Raw genomic sequence first — 22838 nt, forward strand, 5'->3', positions numbered from 1 at the left:
TATACCATTTTGTAGGGGAGGCTGTTGCTGGGAGTGCGGAATTCGTATCTCCATAGACTGGCTCCAGTGCTCAATATCCAGTTTTTCGGCCAGTAATTGATTCGAAATTTGTACTGTCATTAACCGAGTGGAAAAATCTCTTGCACAGTGGGTTCGAATAAGAAAGACGAACACCCAAAAAGTGATCGTGTTCTAGATGTTTAAATTATTTCCAGTATTCTTGTACTGTGATAAAAAATTCCATTTAGAATTATAACTTTTGTTGAACTAAAGCACTCGTTAGTTCAACAATAGTAAGTAAGGATTTAAGCAAAAGTGAATCTTAATGCGAGCTTCTAACGTATTAACATGTATTGAAGTAATTAATGCAGTTTAGGAGAATGCTTATGGAACATATAGAATTTATAGAGTATATAGAAGTTGTTAAAGATATACTGCCGACTTTTGTTACTAGTCTTACCGTAGGTATAATTGGTGCATATTTAGGTAGTATATTTACTAAAAAATGGACAGTTCAAACGCAAAAAAAATTTTATCTAAATGAATTGAAAATAAACAAGCTGCAAGAAATTTCTCTTGATACTTCTCATTTAAATAGAGAAATTGCTAGTATATTAGGTAGGATGGTATCTTTAGAAAAAGGGGAAATAACACCAGTTGAATTTAAAATAAAACAAGATCAGCACCAAGAGAACCATGGTAGAATTTACAGGAGAATCTTAGTAAATTTGGTCTTTATTGAAGGAAAATACTCGGATAAAATAAAAGAAATTCATGAGACTGATTTTCTTGATATTGGTAACATGGTTTATGATAGATACCATGAAGAGAAGGAAGGTAGAAGATATTTCCCAAAAGAGGTTACTACTTTTAAAAATATAGAAGAAAGAATTATTAATTGCACTTTAAAATATTCATCTATTATAGATGATTTAAATTTAAAAATAAAAAATGAACTAGAGGACCTCAAAAAATAAACTGTCCTGCCCTTCTATTTATGATATAGGGATTTTTAGTTTCACCAAAGAAGGTGCTTATCTTTCTTTATGATAAGCACCCATTGGTGCAATACTTCTTGCACTCTTTTTGAAATATAATTCCTTAGATATATAAGTTTTTCTTTATTAAAGAGATCGGTAGTTTTCCTCCTACATAACTTCCAATTCCTTTTCTAACCGTGCTTCCTAATTCTTTTGGCGAATTTTTTAATCGAATAACTCGCTAAGCTAATAGGAGAAATTAGGCTTTTTCTTTCTTATTGATTACGGCGATAAGAATGTATTATCTTTGCCATGTTCTTCACCAATAATTGCCGTAGAATTTAACATTTGATGTCAATGCGTACACCATAGATTAAATATAATTTAAAGATGAAAAGCTTAATCTTCTTATTTTTATCGAGGAATTTAGCTAATGAATAGTATGGTTGCACTACGAAGTAAAAGACTTTTTGTTAGTTGCTTCTCCTTAAAGATTTGCCCTGTGATTGAATATCTTATCATTCCTATTTTAAATAAGTATTCAAAAAAATCACATCAACGATAAATTTTCCGAGAAATAGCTTATAATTAATATTAACATTTACAGGAAATGAGTGAGTAATTTGGGACATCACATAAAAACACTAAGTGTTAATAGTAATTTACGAAACGAATATAAATTAAATGTTCTTAATAACCTGTCGAAAGTCAATATTTTTGTAGGATCTAATAATTCAGGTAAAAGTAGATTCCTTAGAAGAATATTTGCAATCGATGGAAGTCTTTCCTTTCTGCCTCCAGAAGAAATGGTAGACGTTGAGAAGTATTATAATAACCTAATCGAATTCACGGATGCAATAATAAGCCTTATAACAAAAAGTTCTCTAGGGGGAATCGGTAATCTTAATTTAAACGAATTAATTAGTGAGATTGAAGATTCAAGACTTACCCCATTTTTAAAGGAAGATAGGGATTTATTTAAGGACTTTTATAGATTAGTTGATGAAATAAATGAACTGAATACGTCATCGATTGTGACTATAAATACAGCCACTGCAAGAGCAGCAGATACACGTGATCAGTTAATGGATCAGTTAATAGCTAACTTAAAAGCATTACCTAATGTATACCAATCAAAAATTGTTGAAATACCCCCTTCCGGTAGAACAAGTTATAAAATAAATTTTAAACGTGTTTATATACCCACTTTACGTGGCCTTAGAGGATATTCAGATACAATCGATACCGGGAAAGATGTTTATAAAGAAAGAACGAAAAACGATTATTTCAAAGAAGCTTCGAAAGCATTAGAAATACACACTGGGCTTAATCTCTATGATGAAATAACAGACATGTTATTAGGAACTGTCCAACAAAGATATAACATGCTGAAATTTCAAGAATTCTTGTCGGAAAGCTTCTTCGATAGACAACAAGTTACACTTACACCCGTTAGAGATTCCGATGTTATAAAAGTGAAAATAGGGACAGAAAAAGAAAAAAACATATTTGAATTAGGGGATGGCATACAATCCCTAATCATCCTAACATTCCCGTTATTTAAGTTTTTAGAAGAAAACTTGCTATTATTTATCGAGGAACCTGAGTTGTATTTACATCCAGGTATGCAGAGGAAATTTATTGAGGTTATTATGGATGAGCAATTTTCACATCACCAATTTTTCTTCACAACCCATTCAAATCATTTTTTAGATATGACACTTGATATAGATATGATATCCGTATATAAATTCAACAAAGAATTAGGAGAACATTCCGGAAGCCCTACTGAAGAACTAGATGCAGCTTTCTCTATAGAAAATGTTAGTAATGAGGACAAGAGCGTGTTACAAGAACTTGGAGTTAGAAATTCAGCTGTTCTTCTATCTAACTGTACCATATGGGTTGAAGGTATTACAGACAGGTTCTATATAAGACAGTTTCTAAAAGTATTTCAAGAATACCACTCTTCTTTAAAACAATTTAAAGAGGATATACACTATTCATTCGTTGAATATAGTGGTGGCAATATAACTCATTGGTCATTCTTAGAAAATGAAACAGAAGCTGATGCTAGACATGCTTCTATGAATGCTGAAAAAATCTGTAGCACTCTTTTTTTGATTTCAGACAAAGACGGTGATGATAAGCGCCCACGACAAGAAAAGTTAAAAGAAATTCTAGGAGAAAGGTATTATTGTTTGGAATGTAAAGAAATTGAGAATATACTTTCCGCAGATACAATTAGAAAGGTAATTGCTGAGTATGAAAAGAGTACACTAGAACACCTAGCCAAAAAAGACTTTACTCAAGAAGAATACAATAACATGTATTTAGGTACCTTTATAAATTCTCTTTTTGAAGAAGGGGCTAGGAAAAGAAGAGGTAGTTACGCTGCAGATTCAGGAACTATAGTAAATAAGTTGGATTTCTGCAAAAAAGCTATTGATCATATAACTACGTATGCTCAATTAAGTGAAGAAGCCCAGAAATTAAGTCAAGTTCTATACAACTTTATAAAAGGACACAATGAGTAACAAGATTTATCCGAAAGCTCTCAATTAGAGAGCTTTTTTCTTTTGTCGAATATGGATAATAATGAACTTATTGAATCAGCTAAAAATATATTAATATACTTTGCCCAAACTTGGTTATTGTATGAATCTCCAAACCCGAAAGATATCTCATGCCACATTCATATAAATGTTATCTGAATCAAGAAAGATCTCAGTTACTTATGATACAAGCCATCGTTTTAAATTGTTGATAATAATGTACAATCCATTATTCAATAATCTGGTCCGATCGCAGAAATTAATTATAAAATCGCTTTACTATAACTACATTTTTATACCAGAGACGTTATATTGCACAGTATAGTCTACTCGAAGTATAAAATTTCTATCACAGTTTCTATTGTGCTAATTAACTTAATAGCTTTCACCGTTGACGTGTTAGTTTATACCGAATCTAAAATTTCATGATGCTTGTTATGTATTTCACCGTACCGAACCTTAACGTGCCATACTATACCGAAGCGCACCGGACCTGACCCAACCTAGTCGAACCAAATTGACCTATATCATCAGCAATAAGGAGGTCACCCTTATTGAACGGTAACTGATACCGTTTCTACTCTTTGTCTTCATCCCAAACCATGTTCCTCCAATTTGGCGGAATTAGCTCATTTTTAATTGCAGCTTGTATCATTCCTCTATGATTATGATCTAATCGAAGTACGTGACATTTTTTGCAAAGCGTCCTCAAATTCTGCAATTTATTACTGCCTTTCACCCCGCTTATAATATGATCTATATGGCATTCATATAATAATAGTTGAACACCACAATTACAACAAACTCCACCGTCTCTTTTCCAAACAATTGGTCGGATAATTTTAAACCAAGTTTCTCTAGGTGGTCTTATTTTAGGCATTTAATTTTTCTCTCAAGATATTGAAGTTTACTACCTCAAACCTTCCGTACCCAATTTTTCTTCCATCTCCGAGTCCGGCAAATGCCCCAGCATCCAAACAAAATGCTTCCATTTGTTGACGATTTATTAGGGTATTCTCCCACATGATTACAAACTTCGATTCCCATCCTGCTGAACTTGCCAAACGATATCTAATGTTCTTTACTCCTCTTCTCGAAACTGGTCTTACATCGATATATACATCTTTTGAATTATCATTAGTTAATTCATCTTCATTTGGTACAAATCTATTCAAGAGAATTCTCTCATCGATAACTTGTAATGATGCAGATACTATAGATTCCATTGTTCCTCTACCTTTAGGTGTATATCTTGCTCCAGATCTTATACAAGAAAAAATATAATCAGGATTAAGGTATAACTGACCTTCCGAAGTTACCTGGTAGGTCTTCTTCCATTCTTCAGGATTATTTCCAGCAACACCTGGTTTTTCTTCTTTTATAAGAGGAATCGAATTAATGGTGAAATTATTAAATAGTAATGGTCTAATTCCTTTAATTTTTACTTCTGCTCTTATTAGAGACATATAATCCTCCTTTAGATACTTATAAGTACAATATTTGCTTATTTTTATATTTTATACATCTTATATAATTTTTACCCCTTTCTTAGTCTAAGAGAGAGGTGATATACATGTCAGATTTTCTAAAGTTAGTTGGAGAAAGAATTCGTATAATTAGAAAAGCCCAAGGCCTAACACAAGAGGTGCTTGCAGAGAAAGCAGAATTACAACATTCATATATAGGTGGTATCGAACGTGGGGAAAGGAACATTTCATTACTCACTTTAGAGAAAATTATAAACTCTTTAAATATATCTTCAGCAACTCTTTTTGATTTTAGTGATATCAATACAGCAAATAGTACTAACATAAACGAAATATTAGATATACATGTAAACTTACTTCGAAAACGAGATATTAGTGACATTAAATTAATACATAAATTTGCAAAAGAATTACTTGCTCATATGGATGAAAGAGACGAAATATAGATACGTCTTTCTGGTTTCGTAAACTTTTGATATGAGTATTGTTAGTCATTGTTAGTCAGTGCTATTAATCCTCTTGACCATCACTCTGTTAGATTCGACAAAACCTACGGTATGGCTGGCAAGGCTTTTTTCTGAAAAAGATGTGCAGAGTTATTTACGTTTTCCTTGCACAACTCTGTACTTCTTTTTTGCACCTACACAACTGGTTTCTGTTCGGTAATTTATTGTAATACTTTTAATCATTTTGTTAAAAGTATTGCTTAATTAAATGCTCTAATCGATATTTAAATACTTTATCTGAATAATTATTAATTTCTTGTTTGAAATATTGACCTGCGCCCTCTATTAAAGTTCTTTCTTCTCCCCAGCTCCCCATATCTACAATACATTTAAATACTTCATGACAATAAGTCCAATGAGAATGCGATATCTCCCCCAGAGGTAATGGTAGAAACCATTTATTACTTTTCATTGTTATTATTACTTTATTTATATCTTCATTCTCATCATTTTTCAATCTAGCGATAAACCTTTTAAATTCAGCTATTTTATCTATTTCATTTTGGGTGAAATTTTGTTTTTGTGTATTTACGACCATTTCACTTAAAAGTCTATCTCTTTCATGGTTCTTTACCGTAATTTGCAACGTTGATATAACTTTATTTACAAAACTAGATTCTCTTTTTATAAAAGCATCAAAATAATTATCATCATAATTATTAAAACCTTTATTATTCATTATCCAGTCAACAACTTCATCAATTGTATATTTAAAATCAAAATTTAATTTTTCAGATATATCTGCTAATTCATCCAATCGTTGTAAATAACCATTCATAGGTATGGTTTCATCTACATTTTCAATAAATGATGAAAAATCCTCAATCTCTTTCTTTATTTGTTCGTCTGACATAAATAAAGGAGTTAATAATTGAGTTCTTGTTTCTACATATGTATTAACCTGTTTGGCTATTTCTTTAAATTGATCTTTGGAAAAATCACCTGTTAAAAACCATTCTAAAATAATCGGTGTAAAATTTTGCATCATACTATTATTTAAATTCTTTTTTAATATATAATGCCATATATAATTCGGAATATTATCTTCTGAATTATACGCCTCATAAAATGTATCAAGATTTCCCTCATCATTTTTTGGCAATAACTTCATTTCACTTTTATGCTCCACTACAAATAAAACAACAGAAAAGCAAATCTTATAAATATCTTCCTTATTAAATCTATCGGTAAATACATCAAAATGATCTATTTCATAGATTACTTCTTTTATAAATAAATCTGTTTTTTCTAAGGTACGTAAATTCCTAAACTCATTATCTAGATAAATCTCACTAATTTTTGGCCAAATAGTATCTCCCATTATTTTTTGGGGTGCATCTCCTGAATAAGTAGTAATTTTGTAGATACGATCTATAGATTTTTCGGCGTATTCTTTGAATGTTTTCTTAGTCGTATCAGAAAAATTATCCGAGGAGGCTACTAAAACAATTTTAATCTCCTTATTTGGTTTTGTAATAGAATCTATAAAACCAAATATTTCTTTAAGATCAAAATCATTACTTTTCCTTTCTAAATCATCGATAATAATAGTTATATTTGATTTAGTCTTCAACCTTTTATGAATATCTTTAAATATATCGGAGATCAATGGTATTGATATATTAAATCCAAATTTAGATAAATTTATTTTCCCCATATGATTTAATATCTTTTTAAATTTAACTTCATGTTTGGATAATAAGAGATAATATAATTCTTGATATAAAGCATTTATATCTCTTTTTCCAAACAATGAAATATAGTGAATATTATTTTTGTTTTCTATTGATTCAATTATATGCTTTGTTTTTCCGACACCCCATGTACCGTCAAACAGTATTTTTTGATAGGGCAAATCGTCAAGTTTATCCATAACTTCAATAATTTTTGTGGCTTCTATTTTTAACACCTTCTTATAAAATTATATTTTTTGTTTCATGTTAGTATAACAAAACTTATATTATTGTCAGTATCCAAGACAGCCAAATAGCATACAATTCATTTCACTAAAGCACACGATTTTTTAAGTGCAGGGTTTCATAAATAAAGAATGTTAATTTCCTTTTAAAAATTCTCGCAAATATTCACATAACTGACCCCATTCTTTAGGGTTACCTACATAAGTAGGGCTGGATTGAAGTTCTGCTATTAGAAACTCAGGAGTTTCACCGACTTTTCTGTAAAAAATATTATTTTCATCAAACAAGTTAATAGTTTTTACTGGCACCAAATCTTCTTTCTCGTAGAATTGCCATTTAATACAATCAGTTAGTATTACTTTGTCGTTTACCTCTAAATAAGTTTTCACCCGATCATTGAAGTCATTCTTATTGTTATAAATAGGGGCTGATTTAGGTGATTTTACTTCTACGACAGCAAGATACTCAATTTCGTCATTATTTTTATTGGCATAATTCCAATGACGAGCTATTAACAAGTCTGGCGATGCAGCCTTTTCTTTTTTGTAAAAACGAGTATTATGTATATCAGTATCATTTCTATCACTTTGTGTCGAAATATCAATAATAGATATGTCTTTTTCGTTAATAAACAACTTATCTAAAAGTGGAGTCACAACACGATTTTGAAAGGTAATCTCTCTCCAATCAATTTCCCAATATTTATCAATCAAGCTTTTGTAGTTACTATATGAGACATTTACATCCTGAACAATTTTATCTTTCAAATTGTCATTCATAGTTTTTTTCATCCCCCTTTACTATTTTCCAGTTTTATATTTTTTAACAATATGTAACACCTCGGTTTTTTACATAACTTTTTAGAACATTAAAATGTCGTAACGAAATTTAGAGAGTTCGTTTGGTATTTTTCAGTTTCTTGATGTGAACAAACGCCCGATAGTTGAATAACATGTCTCAAGTTTAACATTAACTCCCATTTCACTCATTAGAAATATTTTAAGGGATACTTTTGAATATTAAAGAGCAACGCATATATTAACACGTTGCTCTTTTCAACTATTACACCTGTTAACTCAGTAACACTCTAGCTGTTAAACTCAATAAAATGACTTGAATTTGGTTAAAGATTTTCTTTTGAAAATCCAATAGAAGTATAAAATCTATCAGCTTGTTGGGTATCTGTATGAAGAACCAAAATTTTATAATATCTTTTTGCTTCGTCAATAATCCTTTGTACCAATAGACTCCCTATACCGTTTCTCCTATACTCTTTACTAACATAAAACCTCCTAATCCTACCAATAATTGGATTTTTTCCACACAAATTTTTGCAGCATATTAATTAATTCCAAAATTCAATATTTATCTTAATCTATGCAGTATTCCCTTTTCTTTAGCAATCTCCAACTGCTGTTCTCTTACCTCTTTATTTATTGTAGATACATTTATGTTCTTCATCAACATATAAAGCTGCCTTATAGATGAATCTTTTACTTGCATTGAAGGTATATCAACTTTATGCCTCTTCATTTCTATTGCGCTTTTAGCTCTCATTATATCTTCAAACTGATTTTGAGATAACCATACGTCATAATAGGGAAAAACGCCTGTTCTTAAAAGCGTTTCTTTTATTATATGAGTATTGTACTTTAAATTATTGTAGTTCCATTCTAGCAACTTGGCTAAAATGAGTTTTAAATAGAATTTTACTTTCTCTAATTCGTCTTTGTTAGTACTCTTTAGCAAATCAATTAATTTACCTACAACAATAAGACAGGCTAAATAAATAGATTTGCTGTTAAAATCACTTAAGAAATACATTAACCTTGCTTTTTTTTCTTCTTTTATCAATTCTATTAGTAGCGCACTTAAAGGTATCCCCATTAATAATAATTCTCCATCATATTGGCCCCTGATATATTCCTCTACTTTATTCAATTTCGGATTTACTTTTCGGGGAATATAAAAATGGTGAGAGTGGTAGAGATCGACTGACATCATCCTTATATCCTCAAAGTACTCAAGTATAATATTGGAATAGAAATGCTTATTAGAAGTCAAATCGGTTTTCTTATTTAGGATTTTATAATAATCTACAAAGAACCTTCCATAAATACCCCAAGTTCTCAATAAATCATTCCTTAGCTTTCCAAGTCGTGTGTATGATAGATCGTTATTCAATAGAAGATAACAATACTCCATACTTAATTTCATAGCTCTCTTTATTTCTTCGTATTGTGTTGAAGTAATTTCGTCTTTAGAAATTGCTATAAGACCCATAATTTCTTCAAAATGATTACCAATCTGAAATGATGAAATTATTACTTCGTTTTTAATAAAAATCCTTAACATCTGATTGTATTGTTCTAAGGCTTCATCTATTTTTCTTTTCTTAACTAATTCACTAATACAATTAGACCATAAAGAGATAATATCAGGTTTGTTCAGTGTCTCTGTATGGTTTTCCTGTATCTCCTTTCCATAATTCCTTAATGATAGATCAGTTATCTTTTCGAAAACTTTTAAATTCCTTTTATATTCGATATCATCACGCCAGATTCTCTCCACTGTATCGTTAACTAATTCAAATAGATTATTAGACAATTCATAAGTTGGGTCAAATGATTCTTTTGCATACTTTTTTATAATTTTCCTATTTTCCAAGTAATATTGTGCGATGATCTTGTTTCTTGTTAAAGTTGGAAAATTAGTATATGTGATCACTCTTAGAATTAAGATTGTTATTGCTAACATTGAAGACAAAAATAAGAAGACAATACTTCCTGAGTCTGGATCAGTCATCATCAGGTATAAATTTATAAATAAAAGAACAAATATAAACGGTGTTAGGAAAAGAATATTGCTTATTACCGAATTTGAAAAAGCTATGCTATAAATTGAAGTTCCTAAAATCTTTTCTTTTTTTATATTTGAGATAAGAGAAAATAAAGTAAGAATCAGAAACGTTATACTTATTTGAGCTATTACAAGTCTTATATTGGTTTCGGAATTAGTTATAGGAATGTAAGATAGTATTTCCTGCAGGACACCAACGTTTATTAATTTTGTTAATTGAAGTACTAAACCAATATATATAATCAGAAAAATAATACCTAATGTTCTGAAAATAAACATTATCCAATTAAATAATGGAAATCTTACCTTTAAATCTAAATGATTTTTCCCTCTTATTATATTGTACTTAAGTCTTTTGATTCTATGTTTAAATTTCTTCAATATCAATCTTCCTTTATATCATCCTTTTTAATTAAAGCTTATCACACTACATTCAAATAAGTATAGTAAATCCTGGTTCAACTATCCTGCCTCTTTAATTTAAGTAACAGTTCACAAAGCTAGCTTACCCTATATTAATAACTATAAAAAATTTACATTATCCTAAATAGAATCTCCTAGAAGCCAAGTATATTTGTCATTAGAATATATTTTTTAAAGTCACCTCAACCCTGAATACCTATATCTAGTAATCAAATCCAATATCATAATTTTTAAAGTAACAGTAGATTAAATAGTTTACTAATCATAAACAAACTATTGACAACAGAAGATATGCGCTCCTTCTATGCAAGCGTGGAGGCAGTAAAATTGAACCTAGATCCTATGTCTGCACTGCTGGCCGTTGTCGGGGATCCCGATCGACCGGGAAGTATTGTCCTGGCCGCATCGCCGGCACTAAAGCAAAAATATGGTATCAGCAATGTTAGCCGTTTCTTCGATCTACCGAAACATGACCCCGAGTTGTACATCGTGCAGGCTCATATGGCAGACTATTTATACGTTTCATCAGAGATTACGAAGCTGCTATATCAGTACGTACCAAAGGAAGCCATCCACCAATATTCTGTTGACGAAGTTTGGGTAACGGTTAATGGGATGGAAAGATTATTTGGGACCCGTTGGGAAATCGCCGAAAAAATAAAAGAAGATATCTTAGAAAACTTTGGCATCACTTGCTCTATTGGGATTGGGGATAATAAATTCCTCGCAAAAGTGGTGATGGATTTGCATGCAAAAAAAGTTGGCATTGCCGAGTGTCGCTATGAAGATGTAGAAGAGAAGCTTTGGCCATTCCCTGTGGAAAAAATCTGGGGAATTGGCGGCAGGATGAAACGTAATTTAAATCGTATGGGAATTGTCACGCTTGGCCAAATTGCCCGTTTCAGTCTTGACCAGCTAAAGAAACGATTTGGTGTGATGGGAGAGCAGTTGTACTGGCATGCATGGGGAATTGATCTTAGCCCAGTGTTTGGCAACTTTACGAAAACGGAACAAAAAGGCTTCGGCCATGGTATTTCCCTCTTAAGGGATTATTCGGCAGAAGAGGCCCCTATTTGCATCCTGGATTTATGTGAAGAGGTATGCCGCCGTGCCCGCACAGCTGACCAAGCTGGGAGAACGATTCATCTTGGGGTCTCTTATTCAAAGAAAACAGGTGGCGGCTTTTCTCGTTCCCAATCTGTCAGTATTCCGACAAATGTAACGATGGATGTTTATGGCGTCTGTCTCCAACTTTTCCGCAAATTTTATGATGGAAAAAGCAATATTCGCCATGTCTACGTCACATTAGGGAATTTATTTGCCAAAGGGGAAACCCAGCTAGATCTTTTTGAAGATCGACCTAAGAAAAATGATATTGGCTATGCAATGGATGCCATTCGTGACAAATTTGGCACGACCGCCATCCTCCGTGCCACTAGCTATACAAACGCAGGTATCACCATTGGTCGGAGTAAGAAAATTGGTGGACATAGAGCATAGGTAGTGATCATTAAAAGCCATCTCATTTTGAATAAGAGGACTTAAAAAACAATTATAGCGTGTCCCAGACTTTAGTTAGCCTTCACTTATCACTACCCATATAATTCTAAGGTGCTCGTCACAAAGGAAATATAGAATGAAATAATTTCTTATAAAGTTTCACGTAGACGGCGAATGTCTTTCCCCGGTGGTAAACCGAATTTGCGGGTATATTCTCGACTAAAATGTGAGGGACTTTCGTATCCGACTTGGAACGAAACCTCTGCCGCATTTAGTTCTTCTGCAAGTAATAGCCTGCGAGCTTCCTGAAGACGAAGCTGTTTCTGGTACTGAATCGGGCTCATTCCTGTGACTTCCTTAAAATAACTATAAAAGGAAGATGAACTCATTCGTACTTCTTTCGCCAGCTCTTCAACTCGGATAGGCTGATGGAAATTGTGATTTAGCCTCTCAACCACCTTTGCAATCCGCTGAGCTTGACTGCCAATAAGCGCAAAATGCTTCAAGGTATTGTTCTGTTCACTCTGCAAAATTCGGTAAAGGATCTCACGATAGAGGCCGGCATAAAGCACTGGAATATCTTCTGGGTTGTCCAAAAGTCGGACGAGCCGAAAAACAGCGTCGAGAAGCGATTCATTCATCCGACTAATTACCAGACCACGTCTTGAATCACATCTAAGGCTCTCCGTTTGTTGCGACGATTGAAGGATATCAAGAATCTGAATCATATCAAGTTGTAACTGCAAACTTAAATAGGGGGCTTCCGGAGAAGCCTCTACGACTTGACCAGTGATTGGCAAGTGGACAGAAGCCGTCAAATAGCTAGTTGGATCGTATTGAAAACTCTTGTTTCCAAGCATGACTACTTTTGAACCTTGTGCCACTATACATAGAGAAGGCTCGTAAACAGAATATACCGGTTCAGAAATCTGAGAGATGCGAATAAAGCGCAAACCAGGAATAGCTGTCTCCCAAGTACCATCGACTTGTATACTTTTATTAATTGTCTCAATTAATTCTTCATTTCGTTTCACAAGTCCTCCTCCTTTTACCCTTACTATACTATAGTTAGAGGATTAGGCAAGAATCATGTAAATTCCAGCTACCGCCCTGATTAGAAATTAATTCATAATAAAGCTGTAATCATCAATTCCAATTGGAGGTGAACATTAATTTCGATTCAGTTACTAGTTCTTTATTGGCATTTAATAATGCAAGCTAATTAAGATCCAGATGCATAGCACTACTCGAAAATGAAAGGGGAAATGGAAATGAACACCGAGCAAGTATCACCTCCGTATGTCGGCATGTGGGTCACCAAAGATGGCCATATCCGGCATGAACTACTGACAAACGGAAGGTATAAGGAGTCCCGAGGTGATCGCAAGGACGCTTACCAGGGAAGTTATACTATCGAAGGAAATCATATCGAATATATCGATGACACAGGCTTTACAGCAGACGGTGACTTTATCAATGGTGTCCTGTACCACGCAGGAATGGTTCTATATCTGGAAAAATAATAGGAGAGGGAGAATTTTAATGTCTTCGCTAAAAGGAAGGACAGTTATTATTACAGGTGCCAGCAGTGGAATCGGGGAAGAAACAGCACGTCTACTTGCTAGCAGATCTGCCAATATTGTAATTGGCGCAAGACGCGTAGAAAGGCTGGAAGCCCTGGCATCCAAAATTCAACAAGATGGAGGTTCTGTAACAGTACAAAGACTTGACGTTACAGCACTCGAAGAAATGCAGGAAATCATTAAATTGGCCCAGAGCCGTTACGGACAGGTAGATGCAATTGTAAACAATGCCGGGGTAATGCCTCTCTCTCCATTAGAAGCTTTAAAGATCGAAGAATGGAATAGAATGATTGACGTTAATATCCGGGGCGTTCTTCATGGTATTGCTGCAGGACTTCCGGTTATGAAGGAGCAAGGTTTTGGACAGTTCGTTAACGTTGCCTCCATCGGTGCCTATGAAGTATCTCCTACAGCCACAGTTTACTCCGCAACAAAATACGCAGTACGTGCTATTACGGACGGGTTACGACAAGAGACTGCGGGACAAAATATTCGGGCGACGCTTATATCGCCTGGTGTAACGGAATCAGAGCTTGCTGATAGCATTACACACAAAGAGACAATAGATTTTATGAAAGAATACCGGCGTATTGCTTTACCGGCAGCAGCAATCGCTCGATCGATCGCTTATGCAATTGAGCAGCCAACTGATGTTGATGTAAATGAAGTGGTGATTAGACCGTTGGTTTAGCTTGGGTTTTTATGCGTGAATAGTATGATAGCGAGAGATATGTTATATTAAACTATACTCCGAATTATGGGATGGGGCTCGTATGGATCCTTACTATGAGTTCCAGTTATTTAAGATGATTAAAAGCACCTAGCCAAATTGGCCAGGTGCTCTCTCTGTAAACCTATTCTGTCAGTAGTGGATAATATCCTTCTTCATTATGTGTTTCTGTTCCAACTAGAGGGGGATTGAACACACAGACCATGCGCATTTGCGTTTTTGCTCGTAAATGATGTTTATCATTTTTATCTAGAATATACATCGTCCCCGGCTTTAGTGGATGTACCTTTCCGTTCTCCACCTCTTCAATCTCGCCTTCTCCTTCAATACAGTAAACTGCTTCAATGTGATTCTTATACCAGAAGTAATTATCCGTACCAGCTTTAATAATTGTATCATTCATACTGAATCCACAATTATCTTTCTTCATCAAGAATCTGCGACTCGTCCAGTTATCACCAGATGTTTCGTCCTCTGTACCGATAATATCTTCAAGTGATTTTACAATCATTATTATTCCCCTTTCTATCGTCTCTCTGTTATGCGGTTACTTGGATTATGCTTTCTTCTAGTATAGACAAGCCTTTTTCCAGACCTTCCCTATCAATAACTAACGGTGGGAGAAACTTTACAACTTCATCATTTGGTCCGGAAGTTTCCACGATTAGCCCTCGCTGGAATGCTTCCGCACAGATTTTGCCAGCAAGCCCTTCCTCTTCAATGGCTATTCCCTGCATCAAGCCTCTGCCTCTGGCTTCTCCTTTTAGCTGTGGGTATTTTTCAATTAGCTTCTGTACTGTTTCTCGCAAGAAATTTGCTTTTTCCTGCACTGCTTCACTGAATTCTACGCTTTCCCAATTTTTCAATGCTTCCGTAGCTGCGATAAATGCCAGGTTGTTTCCACGGAAGGTACCATTATGTTCACCAGGCCCCCATTGGTCATACTCTGGTTTAATCAGAGTTATAGCCATAGGCAAACCAATACCACCAATTGACTTGGATAGACAAACCACATCCGGCTTAATGCCTGCTGGCTCAAAGCTGAAATAGGTGCCCGTTCTTCCGTTGCCAGCCTGTACGTCATCAATAATCAACAAGATATCCCACCGCTTACAAAGTGCTTCCACTTTTTTTAGCCAGATCATTCTAGCAGCATTTATACCACCTTCGCCCTGTACGGTTTCTAATATAATGGCAGCTGGTAGGGCTACACCACTTCCACTATCCTCTAAAAACCTTTCCAAATATGAAATAGAATCCTGATCTTCGACATAATCATCAAAAGGCATAGATACCGTATGATGTAGTGGTACACCTGCCCCATGTCGCTTAAAGGAGTTCGCAGTAACCGAAAGGGAGCCAATCGTCATCCCGTGAAACGCGTTTGTAAAGCTAATAACCGAATCTCTTCCTGTTACCTTACGAGCAATTTTCAATGCACTTTCCACGGTATTTGTACCTGTGGGTCCAGGAAACATAATTTTATAATCGAGATTACGAGGTTTTAAAATCACTTCATTGAAGCGTTCAAGGAAGTTTTTTCTAGGAGTCGTTCCCATATCGAGGCTGTGAATGATCCCGTCATTCTGTATATATTCAATGATTTTATTCTGCATTGCTTGATCATTATGACCGTAGTTTAATGTTCCAGCACCAGCAAAAAAGTCAATATACTCTTTACCATCTGTATCCCAAAGCTTATATCCTTTCGCTTTGTTAAAAATAGTTGGCCAGCCCCTGCTGTAGCTTCGAACTGCCGATTCCATTTCTTCAAACGTTTTCATTTTCGTATCTTGTATCACTGCAGTAGTCATGAAATCATCCTTTATCATTTTTTGGTCGGACCGATTTTAAACAATAACTCATCTTCATGGCCATCCTGTGGGAAATCCATCGAGGAAAAATAGTCTGTAATCAGACAGTTCGTATCCAAATCCCGAGCAAGCCCCTTAAAAAGATTAGTAGATGCTATATTCGATGGAGAGACTGTTGCCTCAATGTATCGTACTTCATCACATACAGTACGCTTCAATATATTCCTCAACATGCTGGTGGCCAGCCCTTTTCCTCTACCTGACTCATGAACCGCCACCTGCCAAATGAATAACGTATCAGTCTTTTTTGGATGTAGATATCCAGAAATGAAGCCACATACTTTTCTCCCATCTATTGCGACAACCGATGTATCGGAAAAAATATCGCACCACATTAAATAGCTATAAGAGGAATTTAAATCCAATACACCAGTATGTTTAATGAGTTCCCAAACCGCTGCGCCATCTTTCTTTACAGGATTACGAAATGTTACATTTGTTTCTATCTCAGCAGGACTCGCTGCCGAATTTACCTTCTGATTATAAATGCTCTCACCTCCTGTTTTTCATGTAAAAACACGTACTTTATAAGACTAATAGGAATCGATTCGCACGTCAAAATGGATTAAGCATGGTATAGCGTGTTTAATCAGGATATAGTGGGATGAGAGTAAGATGAGTATAACGATGCTATTATTATCTGGGAAATGGTAACGAATAGAGCGAATTTTACGTAATTGGTAATAATCAGACTAATTCATAGCCTAACTAGGGATTTTTTTTGAGAACATGCTATACTTGTATAAGAAAAATAGTAAAGAGGTGACTTACATAGATGAAATCATTGCGAAATCGCTACAAGCTGATGATCGCTTTTCTAGCTATCATGTTACTTATTGCCCTCCTAAACGGTTGTGGCAGCAACACTGAAACAGAAGAAAATGATACAGAACAAGATAACGGGGAAGAATCCACGAACGATGTCACAGATTATCCTGAAGTGGATGAGAACCCAATCGTGACGATTACGATGGAAAATGATGACCAAATTATCGCAGAACTATATCCAAAGGTTGCTCCTAATACGGTGGCGAATTTCATATCACTTATAGAAGACGGTTTTTACGATGGTCTGACTTTTCACAGAATTGAACCAGGCTTCGTCATTCAGGGAGGAGATCCAGAAGGAAATGGTACCGGTGGCCCCGGTTATTCCATCGCTGGCGAATTCGAATCAAATGGTGTTAAAAATGATTTAATACATGATCGAGGTGTTCTATCCATGGCAAGGTCTCAATCGCCCGATTCGGCCGGCTCCCAATTTTTTATCATGCTAGAAAGCTCTCCTCATCTGGACGGAGACTATGCAGCATTTGGTGAAGTTACAGAGGGAATGGATACAGTAGATGAGATTGTTGCAGCAGGTAATTCAGGAGATACGCCTGTTATGAAAAAAGTAGAAGTAGACACAAAAGGCTACGATTACCCAGAACCAGAAAAACAATAATGGCTTTTACACAGAACAAAAGCGCAAGCGCCCGTTTTAAGGAACGCCGACCAAGTTCGCCTCGTCCTGAGGCAACGTCGGCATGACCCGGATCCTCCGGGCCCACGTAGCGAGTGGAGCGAATCAACTGAGATAAAGGAATCATGCCCCTGCAAAAGGGGTATGTCGGCGTTGGCCGGCAAGGACGTTTTTAGTCGACCGACCTTAATTGAGGAACCGATGATGACTTTCACCCTCCGGGTATAAGGGCGACTAGGCCTCTGGTTCTCACCAGTCGGCAAGTCTTCTTTATCGTAGGGCGACTTCGTGAAGTCGCCTAGTTTCTGGGCTCTGGAGCTGGAGATAGCTAATTCAGTTACTTGGTTATCCACAGTACTCACAATCTATAATTTCCTAGACAATTAGAAAAAGAACAGAGACGCGCAAAAGTTGCTGGCGTCTCTGTTCTTTTTTTGGTTTGATTTTAGCGATCTAGTATTTCTCCTAAAAAGCTCTTTCCCTCAGCAGTGGGAGGAAGCTTGAAGAAATCACAGAATGTGGCACCAACATCTGCCATGGTCGATCGTTCACCAATTGATACCTCTTTTACCATGTCACCGAATATCATGATAGGTACAAACTCTCTTGTATGGTTAGAATGGCCAATTGTAGGATCATTTCCATGATCCGCCATTACGATCAAAATATCATCTTGTTCCATTAATGGTATAAATGACTCCCGTAGCCATTGGTCTGTTTCATTTAAAAGTGCAGCATACCAGTCTGTGTCTTCTGCATGTCCAGCTAGATCTGTTTCCTGAATATTCACTAGGAATGCAGCCTCCCCAGGCTCCTCTCGATAAGTCTCTGAAACTGTCTTTAGTAGTTCTGTCGTATTGACGAGTGGGTTTGCAGGACCTACCCCGTGAAGCACATCTGCGGTTTTGCCCAATCGATAAACTTTCAGCTTATGCGCGGCCGCGATCATCGGAAACTGCTTATCTATTTCCACCCCATATCCCATATGAAAAACATTGTATCCATCACCATAAACATTTGCTTTCGGGGTATCAACTCCCCATTGCTCCTTATTCTTTTGTTTCACACACGAAAGAATGTGCTCAATGGATGTGAAGGGCCCTCCGAATGCGATAACCCTTGTCGTGTCAACATTTTCGCGAACAGTTTGACCGAGTTTTTTCACTTCATCAAACGGCATTTTTTTAAAATCAGCGGTAACATTTACAATATTTCCAACAGCTGATTCAAGGTTATCTGCTACTACTGCAGCATTATTTACCAAGAGTACTGGGCAACCAGCAATGGGGTAGCTTACGGAGTATCCACTTGCCTCTAATGCTTCTTTTATTTCTCCATGAATAGCTGACATTAGCCGTCTATTTGATTTCTTCGGACAGCTTCCCGCGATCTCTTGATGTCCAAGATAAGTGTCCGCACCATGATGTGCAAGCCTCGCATAGCCGTAAGCATTTTTAGGTTCTGGCTCGTTATCTACCAGTGTACCTAAACCAGATGCATACATAAATGGAATCTTAAGGTCTTCTCGTTTTATATCCCGAATATGTTTATAAGTATTCGCGTGAGAGTCAGAGGGAACATACTGCTCATAATCATCCATGGCGCCAATCCCAAAGCTATCAATTACGATAAGTGTCATTTTCGCCATGTACTACCACTTCCTTTCCAGGTGAATGAGCTTTGGTTCGCCAGATTGTATTCCTTGCACTAGTGCTATATGGGCGCGGGTAACGAAAATCTGCGTCCTGAAAGAAAAAATTGCTGTATCTCCAATATCGATTGTAAAACTACTTGGAGCATCTATCGTCCCATAATAATCAATCGACTCAGGGCTGTGCTCTTGGACTGTTGTCTGTTGTTTGAGAATGGTAGCTGAATCATGCCCAACAAGACATCCCTCCATGTTGGATCGACCGTAATAGCCACCCGCTATCACCTGAAAGTTCCCCTTGTACGTATGAGAGACTTCCGATACATAAATGATGGCAGGTTCTTCTGGCAAATCTTTAAAAGCATGAAGCGGTGTCGTTCCAGTCAGTGCATGTCCCGGTTCTCCGTGCGTAACTCCTTGAGCTGCCAAAAATGGAATAGTCTCACTGCTAGTGCCACTTGGACCATTAATCTGCTTTATCGTAATACCTTTTTGTTCTAAAGTTTTTTTTGCTCGTAATAATGTGGTTAGATTATTAGTTGGTATCATTTTCGATTTATTCGGAGCCAGTTGCAGGTTTGGAAAACTAGTTATTCCAACAATCGTTACGTGGGAGAGATCCTGAATTCGATCTATCGTCTCTTCCAAGTCCCTAAGAGGGATACCACCTTCCTGAGCACGGTATAAACTATCATTTTCGTCCATTACCTTTAAGATAATCTCTTGGTCGACACCAGCGAAGGCTGCAGCAGTTGCTAGCTGCACTGCACGTTCATAAGAAAAAATTGTTACAACTTCCGGATTCCAGCTAAGAACTTCCTCCCATTGATGTTTACCTGGTTGTACGAGATGTCCGATATTGCCTATAGGAATATCATTGTCGGCAAGCAGCTTCCCTTCGTCAAAATCTACCGCTACCGCTTTTTTAATGCCACTTTGTGTAATCACCTCTGCAATTTTCGGCAATCTTCCCAGCTGCTTACTCATAAAATAAAGTTTCATTCCATAAGCGGAAGCTTTTTCTTGCAGCAGACGTGTATTCTTTTTTAATGCATCCACATCAATTATATAAGTGTTGGGAGGAATTTCTCCATTTTGATGAAGGGACATTCCGGCTTGTATTAGCGCAGGATTGCGTCTTTTTGTTACATCTAAAAACATGGAAGCACCCCCCTATCTTTATGTCTGTTCCATTAGTAGTACTTTTAGAAAAACTCGCATTCGCTGGTCCTTTAGCGAAACCTTAAAGCCTCCTTGATGCTAGTTACAGGACTGGATTGCCTCGTCTATAATTTGTAATACTGTATTTGCGCCAGATTTCATTGGGTTTATACGCAAACCATATTCTTTAAGTCTTGGTTGTGCTTCTATAAAACTTCCAGAGACACGATAAACCATGGGTATAATTTCATATTTTGATTCTGCGCCTACAGGATGCGTTGCAGCTCCTAATTCATTGCTTTTTCTAATTACTTCCTGTGCAATCGGTTCTTTCAATTCTACAATGACATTTTTGGATTGCGCATTCGTCATATAGGCTGCTTCTATTCCTTCTATCGCGCCTTCATTAAGCCTCCAGCACACTGCCTCAACCTGCTCATTTTGAGTAGCCAGCGAAACGGGTGCAAATGTCATCATTCGCAGAAGTTCCATTGCTTCGTAGCCTTGAACTTGGCCACCGCCAGAATAGTTTCGTTGTTGTAATACGTTAACTGCTTCTGCTTTCCCAACGATGATCCCTACTCCCTCTGGTCCCAACAATTTAAAGCCACTAAATGTAGAATAATCTGCTCCATATTCCACACCAATTCCATAAGCCTTCATTGCACAGTAGTTATCATCTACCACCACGGGAAGATCTGGTCTAGTCTGTTTTACTATGGAGATTACCTCTTTTAAATTGTATGTGTCAGTTGGCTGCTGGCGCGCATGCTGCACATAGAAAACGCGGCAATCTTGGTCGTTTTTCACTGCTTCCGCAATAGCTTCCAAATCGTTGTAGTCAACAGCTTTCGTTTTCAAACCAAGAATGCGTAGTGTATCTTTTGTCGTCGTGTAAACTGGTGCCGTATGAATAAACATGCTATCACCAGGGTCCATTAATGTACTTAGGATGATACGTATTGCGCCAGTTCCAGCCCCCCGGACCAATGCCGCTTTTTCTGTATTAAAGAAATCGGCCAATACACGTTCTACCCGTTCGGTTTGCTCTGGTTTTTTAAAACGGGGGGCGACCCCAAGATCACCCATTGATAAAAATTGATCCCCAGTGAAATGAGCACTCATTTTATCTACTAGTTTAAATTGCAATGCTTGTGCTTCTAGAATAGATAGTGTCGGTAGGACGGAATCTGCGTATTTTAATTTAGTTGTATCATAGACCATTTATCACATCTCCTTTATTGCAAAAGCATTTGCGGGATTATTAATAAGCAGATCCATGATCACTTCTTCACTAACACCACGTTTACGGAGTTCTGGAATGAAATCACGTAATACAAGGTCATACCCAGGTCCGTCATGTTTATGCCAATGGGATTTGCGTGTAAGATCTGCAGATAATAGCACTTGTTTGTGATACCCTAGCTCAATAAAGTCGAGCAGGAAAGCAAGACGCTCTTCGTTTGGCCGATAATTATTTTTGCCAATCGTATCAAAGCCAATGTATACACCGGATTGTAGAACATCAAGTACTTCTTCTTTATTCGGATTTAAATCCTGGTGGCCAATAATGATTTGTTCTTTATCGACTCCAAGTCCAAATAACATCTCCACCTGTTTACTTCCAAGTGTGCCAAGTGAGGTGTGAGTAGATACTGGAAGCCCAGATTCCCTTGCAGCATGCCCTGCGCCTAAGATCAGTTCCTTTTCAATTGGTTTGATCTCATTTACACTTGTGCCAACTTCGCCTATAACGCCAGGGTAGATGTCTGTTGTCTCTATCCCTTCCTTAATCTCTTTTAAAAAATGTGTTGCAAATTCGTCTCGTCCCCAGTCTGCTGCAAATTCCGGAATGAACGGGTCCTTATAAAAGCCCGTACACGTTACGATATGCACTCCCGATTGTTCACTTAATCGCTTAAGACGATTAACATCTCGCCCCATTCCGTCATTGGTAAGCTCTACCATAGATTTACCTTTCGCTTCATAAAAGAACGATAGCTCTGACAACATTCCTACCTCATCATCTAAAATGGTGTCAGGGTCCCCTTTGATCCTGGACAAGTCGATTGATAGATGCTCATGTGCGGCACATATACCAAAAGCTCCTTTTTCAATTTTTCCTAATACAGTCTGTATCATCAA

The 22838-nt window shown here is 36.4% G+C and carries 20 protein-coding genes and 1 pseudogene; 7 read left to right on the forward strand and 14 right to left on the reverse strand.

Annotation, left to right across the window (positions count from 1 at the left end; all coding sequences use genetic code 11):
• Positions 1-386 precede the first annotated feature (386 nt).
• Entirely contained in the window at positions 387-977 is a 591-nt protein-coding gene (locus K3T81_RS14745; RefSeq protein ID WP_238020772.1) for a hypothetical protein, read from the forward strand.
• Positions 978-1603: 626 nt separating this feature from the next.
• The gene (locus tag K3T81_RS14750; RefSeq protein ID WP_238020774.1) at positions 1604-3517 is read left to right on the forward strand and encodes an AAA family ATPase; all 1914 of its coding nucleotides are present in this window, start codon (positions 1604-1606) and stop codon (positions 3515-3517) included.
• Between the two features lie 595 nt (positions 3518-4112).
• Here K3T81_RS14750 and K3T81_RS14755 read toward each other — a convergent pair.
• Both K3T81_RS14755 and K3T81_RS14760 read right to left on the reverse strand, forming a co-directional pair.
• Complete coding sequence (locus K3T81_RS14755) at positions 4113-4415, reverse strand: HNH endonuclease (RefSeq protein WP_238020775.1); 303 nt, start codon at positions 4413-4415, stop codon at positions 4113-4115.
• On the reverse strand, positions 4408-5001 hold the full coding sequence (locus tag K3T81_RS14760; protein WP_238020776.1) for a hypothetical protein: 594 nt from the start codon (positions 4999-5001) through the stop codon (positions 4408-4410). Before K3T81_RS14760 ends, K3T81_RS14755 begins: the two co-directional genes overlap by 8 nt.
• Positions 5002-5108: 107 nt before the next feature.
• Between K3T81_RS14760 and K3T81_RS14765 the strand changes: the two genes are divergently transcribed.
• The gene (locus K3T81_RS14765; protein ID WP_238020780.1) at positions 5109-5468 is read left to right on the forward strand and encodes a helix-turn-helix domain-containing protein; all 360 of its coding nucleotides are present in this window, start codon (positions 5109-5111) and stop codon (positions 5466-5468) included.
• Between the two features lie 247 nt (positions 5469-5715).
• Here K3T81_RS14765 and K3T81_RS14770 read toward each other — a convergent pair whose 3' ends face one another.
• The 4 genes and pseudogenes from K3T81_RS14770 to K3T81_RS14785 all read right to left on the reverse strand — a co-directional run bounded on the left by K3T81_RS14770 (position 5716) and on the right by K3T81_RS14785 (position 10687).
• Positions 5716-7437, reverse strand: coding sequence for a P-loop NTPase family protein (locus K3T81_RS14770; protein ID WP_238020782.1), 1722 nt, complete (start codon positions 7435-7437; stop codon positions 5716-5718).
• Between the two features lie 144 nt (positions 7438-7581).
• A complete protein-coding gene (locus K3T81_RS14775; RefSeq protein WP_238020783.1) occupies positions 7582-8238 on the reverse strand; it encodes a hypothetical protein in 657 nt (218 codons plus the stop codon).
• 332 nt (positions 8239-8570) lie between these two features.
• Positions 8571-8765, reverse strand: a pseudogene (locus K3T81_RS14780) (GNAT family N-acetyltransferase); the annotation flags it as partial.
• A gap of 47 nt (positions 8766-8812) precedes the next feature.
• Positions 8813-10687 (reverse strand): hypothetical protein, encoded by a 1875-nt coding sequence (locus K3T81_RS14785; protein WP_238020785.1) that lies wholly within the window; start codon positions 10685-10687, stop codon positions 8813-8815.
• Positions 10688-11020: 333 nt separating this feature from the next.
• Between K3T81_RS14785 and K3T81_RS14790 the strand changes: the two genes are divergently transcribed.
• A complete protein-coding gene (locus tag K3T81_RS14790) occupies positions 11021-12229 on the forward strand; it encodes a Y-family DNA polymerase (RefSeq protein WP_238020818.1) in 1209 nt (402 codons plus the stop codon).
• A 149-nt stretch (positions 12230-12378) separates the two neighbouring features.
• Here K3T81_RS14790 and K3T81_RS14795 read toward each other — a convergent pair whose 3' ends face one another.
• Positions 12379-13263, reverse strand: a complete 885-nt coding sequence (locus K3T81_RS14795) for an AraC family transcriptional regulator (protein WP_238020786.1) — start codon at positions 13261-13263, stop codon at positions 12379-12381.
• A gap of 237 nt (positions 13264-13500) precedes the next feature.
• On the opposite strand from K3T81_RS14795, the gene K3T81_RS14800 reads away from it, so the two are divergent.
• Together K3T81_RS14800 and K3T81_RS14805 are read left to right on the forward strand one after the other, a co-directional pair.
• Positions 13501-13752 (forward strand): Atu4866 domain-containing protein, encoded by a 252-nt coding sequence (locus K3T81_RS14800; protein ID WP_238020787.1) that lies wholly within the window; start codon positions 13501-13503, stop codon positions 13750-13752.
• 19 nt (positions 13753-13771) lie between these two features.
• Positions 13772-14503 carry an SDR family oxidoreductase gene (locus K3T81_RS14805; protein WP_238020788.1) on the forward strand — a complete coding sequence of 244 codons (732 nt, stop codon included), beginning with the start codon at positions 13772-13774 and terminating at the stop codon, positions 14501-14503.
• Positions 14504-14666: 163 nt separating this feature from the next.
• Here K3T81_RS14805 and K3T81_RS14810 read toward each other — a convergent pair whose 3' ends face one another.
• From K3T81_RS14810 to ectA, 3 genes are read right to left on the reverse strand one after another with little or no spacing between them, the layout of a single operon-like run.
• On the reverse strand, positions 14667-15053 hold the full coding sequence (locus K3T81_RS14810; RefSeq protein ID WP_238020790.1) for an ectoine synthase: 387 nt from the start codon (positions 15051-15053) through the stop codon (positions 14667-14669).
• A gap of 28 nt (positions 15054-15081) precedes the next feature.
• Entirely contained in the window at positions 15082-16356 is a 1275-nt protein-coding gene (ectB, locus tag K3T81_RS14815; protein WP_238020791.1) for a diaminobutyrate--2-oxoglutarate transaminase, read from the reverse strand.
• A gap of 14 nt (positions 16357-16370) precedes the next feature.
• On the reverse strand, positions 16371-16904 hold the full coding sequence (gene ectA, locus K3T81_RS14820; protein WP_338044663.1) for a diaminobutyrate acetyltransferase: 534 nt from the start codon (positions 16902-16904) through the stop codon (positions 16371-16373).
• A 287-nt stretch (positions 16905-17191) separates the two neighbouring features.
• On the opposite strand from ectA, the gene K3T81_RS14825 reads away from it, so the two are divergent.
• Positions 17192-17863: a peptidylprolyl isomerase gene (locus tag K3T81_RS14825; RefSeq protein WP_238020793.1), complete on the forward strand. Its 672-nt coding sequence runs from the start codon at positions 17192-17194 to the stop codon at positions 17861-17863.
• A gap of 463 nt (positions 17864-18326) precedes the next feature.
• Here K3T81_RS14825 and K3T81_RS14830 read toward each other — a convergent pair whose 3' ends face one another.
• From K3T81_RS14830 to K3T81_RS14845, 4 genes are all read right to left on the reverse strand, one after another.
• On the reverse strand, positions 18327-19529 hold the full coding sequence (locus K3T81_RS14830; protein ID WP_238020794.1) for a phosphopentomutase: 1203 nt from the start codon (positions 19527-19529) through the stop codon (positions 18327-18329).
• A 3-nt stretch (positions 19530-19532) separates the two neighbouring features.
• Positions 19533-20693, reverse strand: a complete 1161-nt coding sequence (locus K3T81_RS14835; protein WP_238020795.1) for a YhfX family PLP-dependent enzyme — start codon at positions 20691-20693, stop codon at positions 19533-19535.
• 99 nt (positions 20694-20792) lie between these two features.
• Positions 20793-21917: an aminotransferase class V-fold PLP-dependent enzyme gene (locus K3T81_RS14840; RefSeq protein WP_238020796.1), complete on the reverse strand. Its 1125-nt coding sequence runs from the start codon at positions 21915-21917 to the stop codon at positions 20793-20795.
• 3 nt (positions 21918-21920) lie between these two features.
• The gene (locus K3T81_RS14845) at positions 21921-22835 is read right to left on the reverse strand and encodes a phosphotriesterase family protein (protein WP_238020797.1); all 915 of its coding nucleotides are present in this window, start codon (positions 22833-22835) and stop codon (positions 21921-21923) included.
• Between the last annotated feature and the right edge of the window lie 3 nt (positions 22836-22838).

Origin of the sequence: Oceanobacillus jordanicus (assembly GCF_022095695.1) — a bacterium.
GTDB lineage: Bacteria > Bacillota > Bacilli > Bacillales > Amphibacillaceae > Oceanobacillus_B > Oceanobacillus_B jordanicus.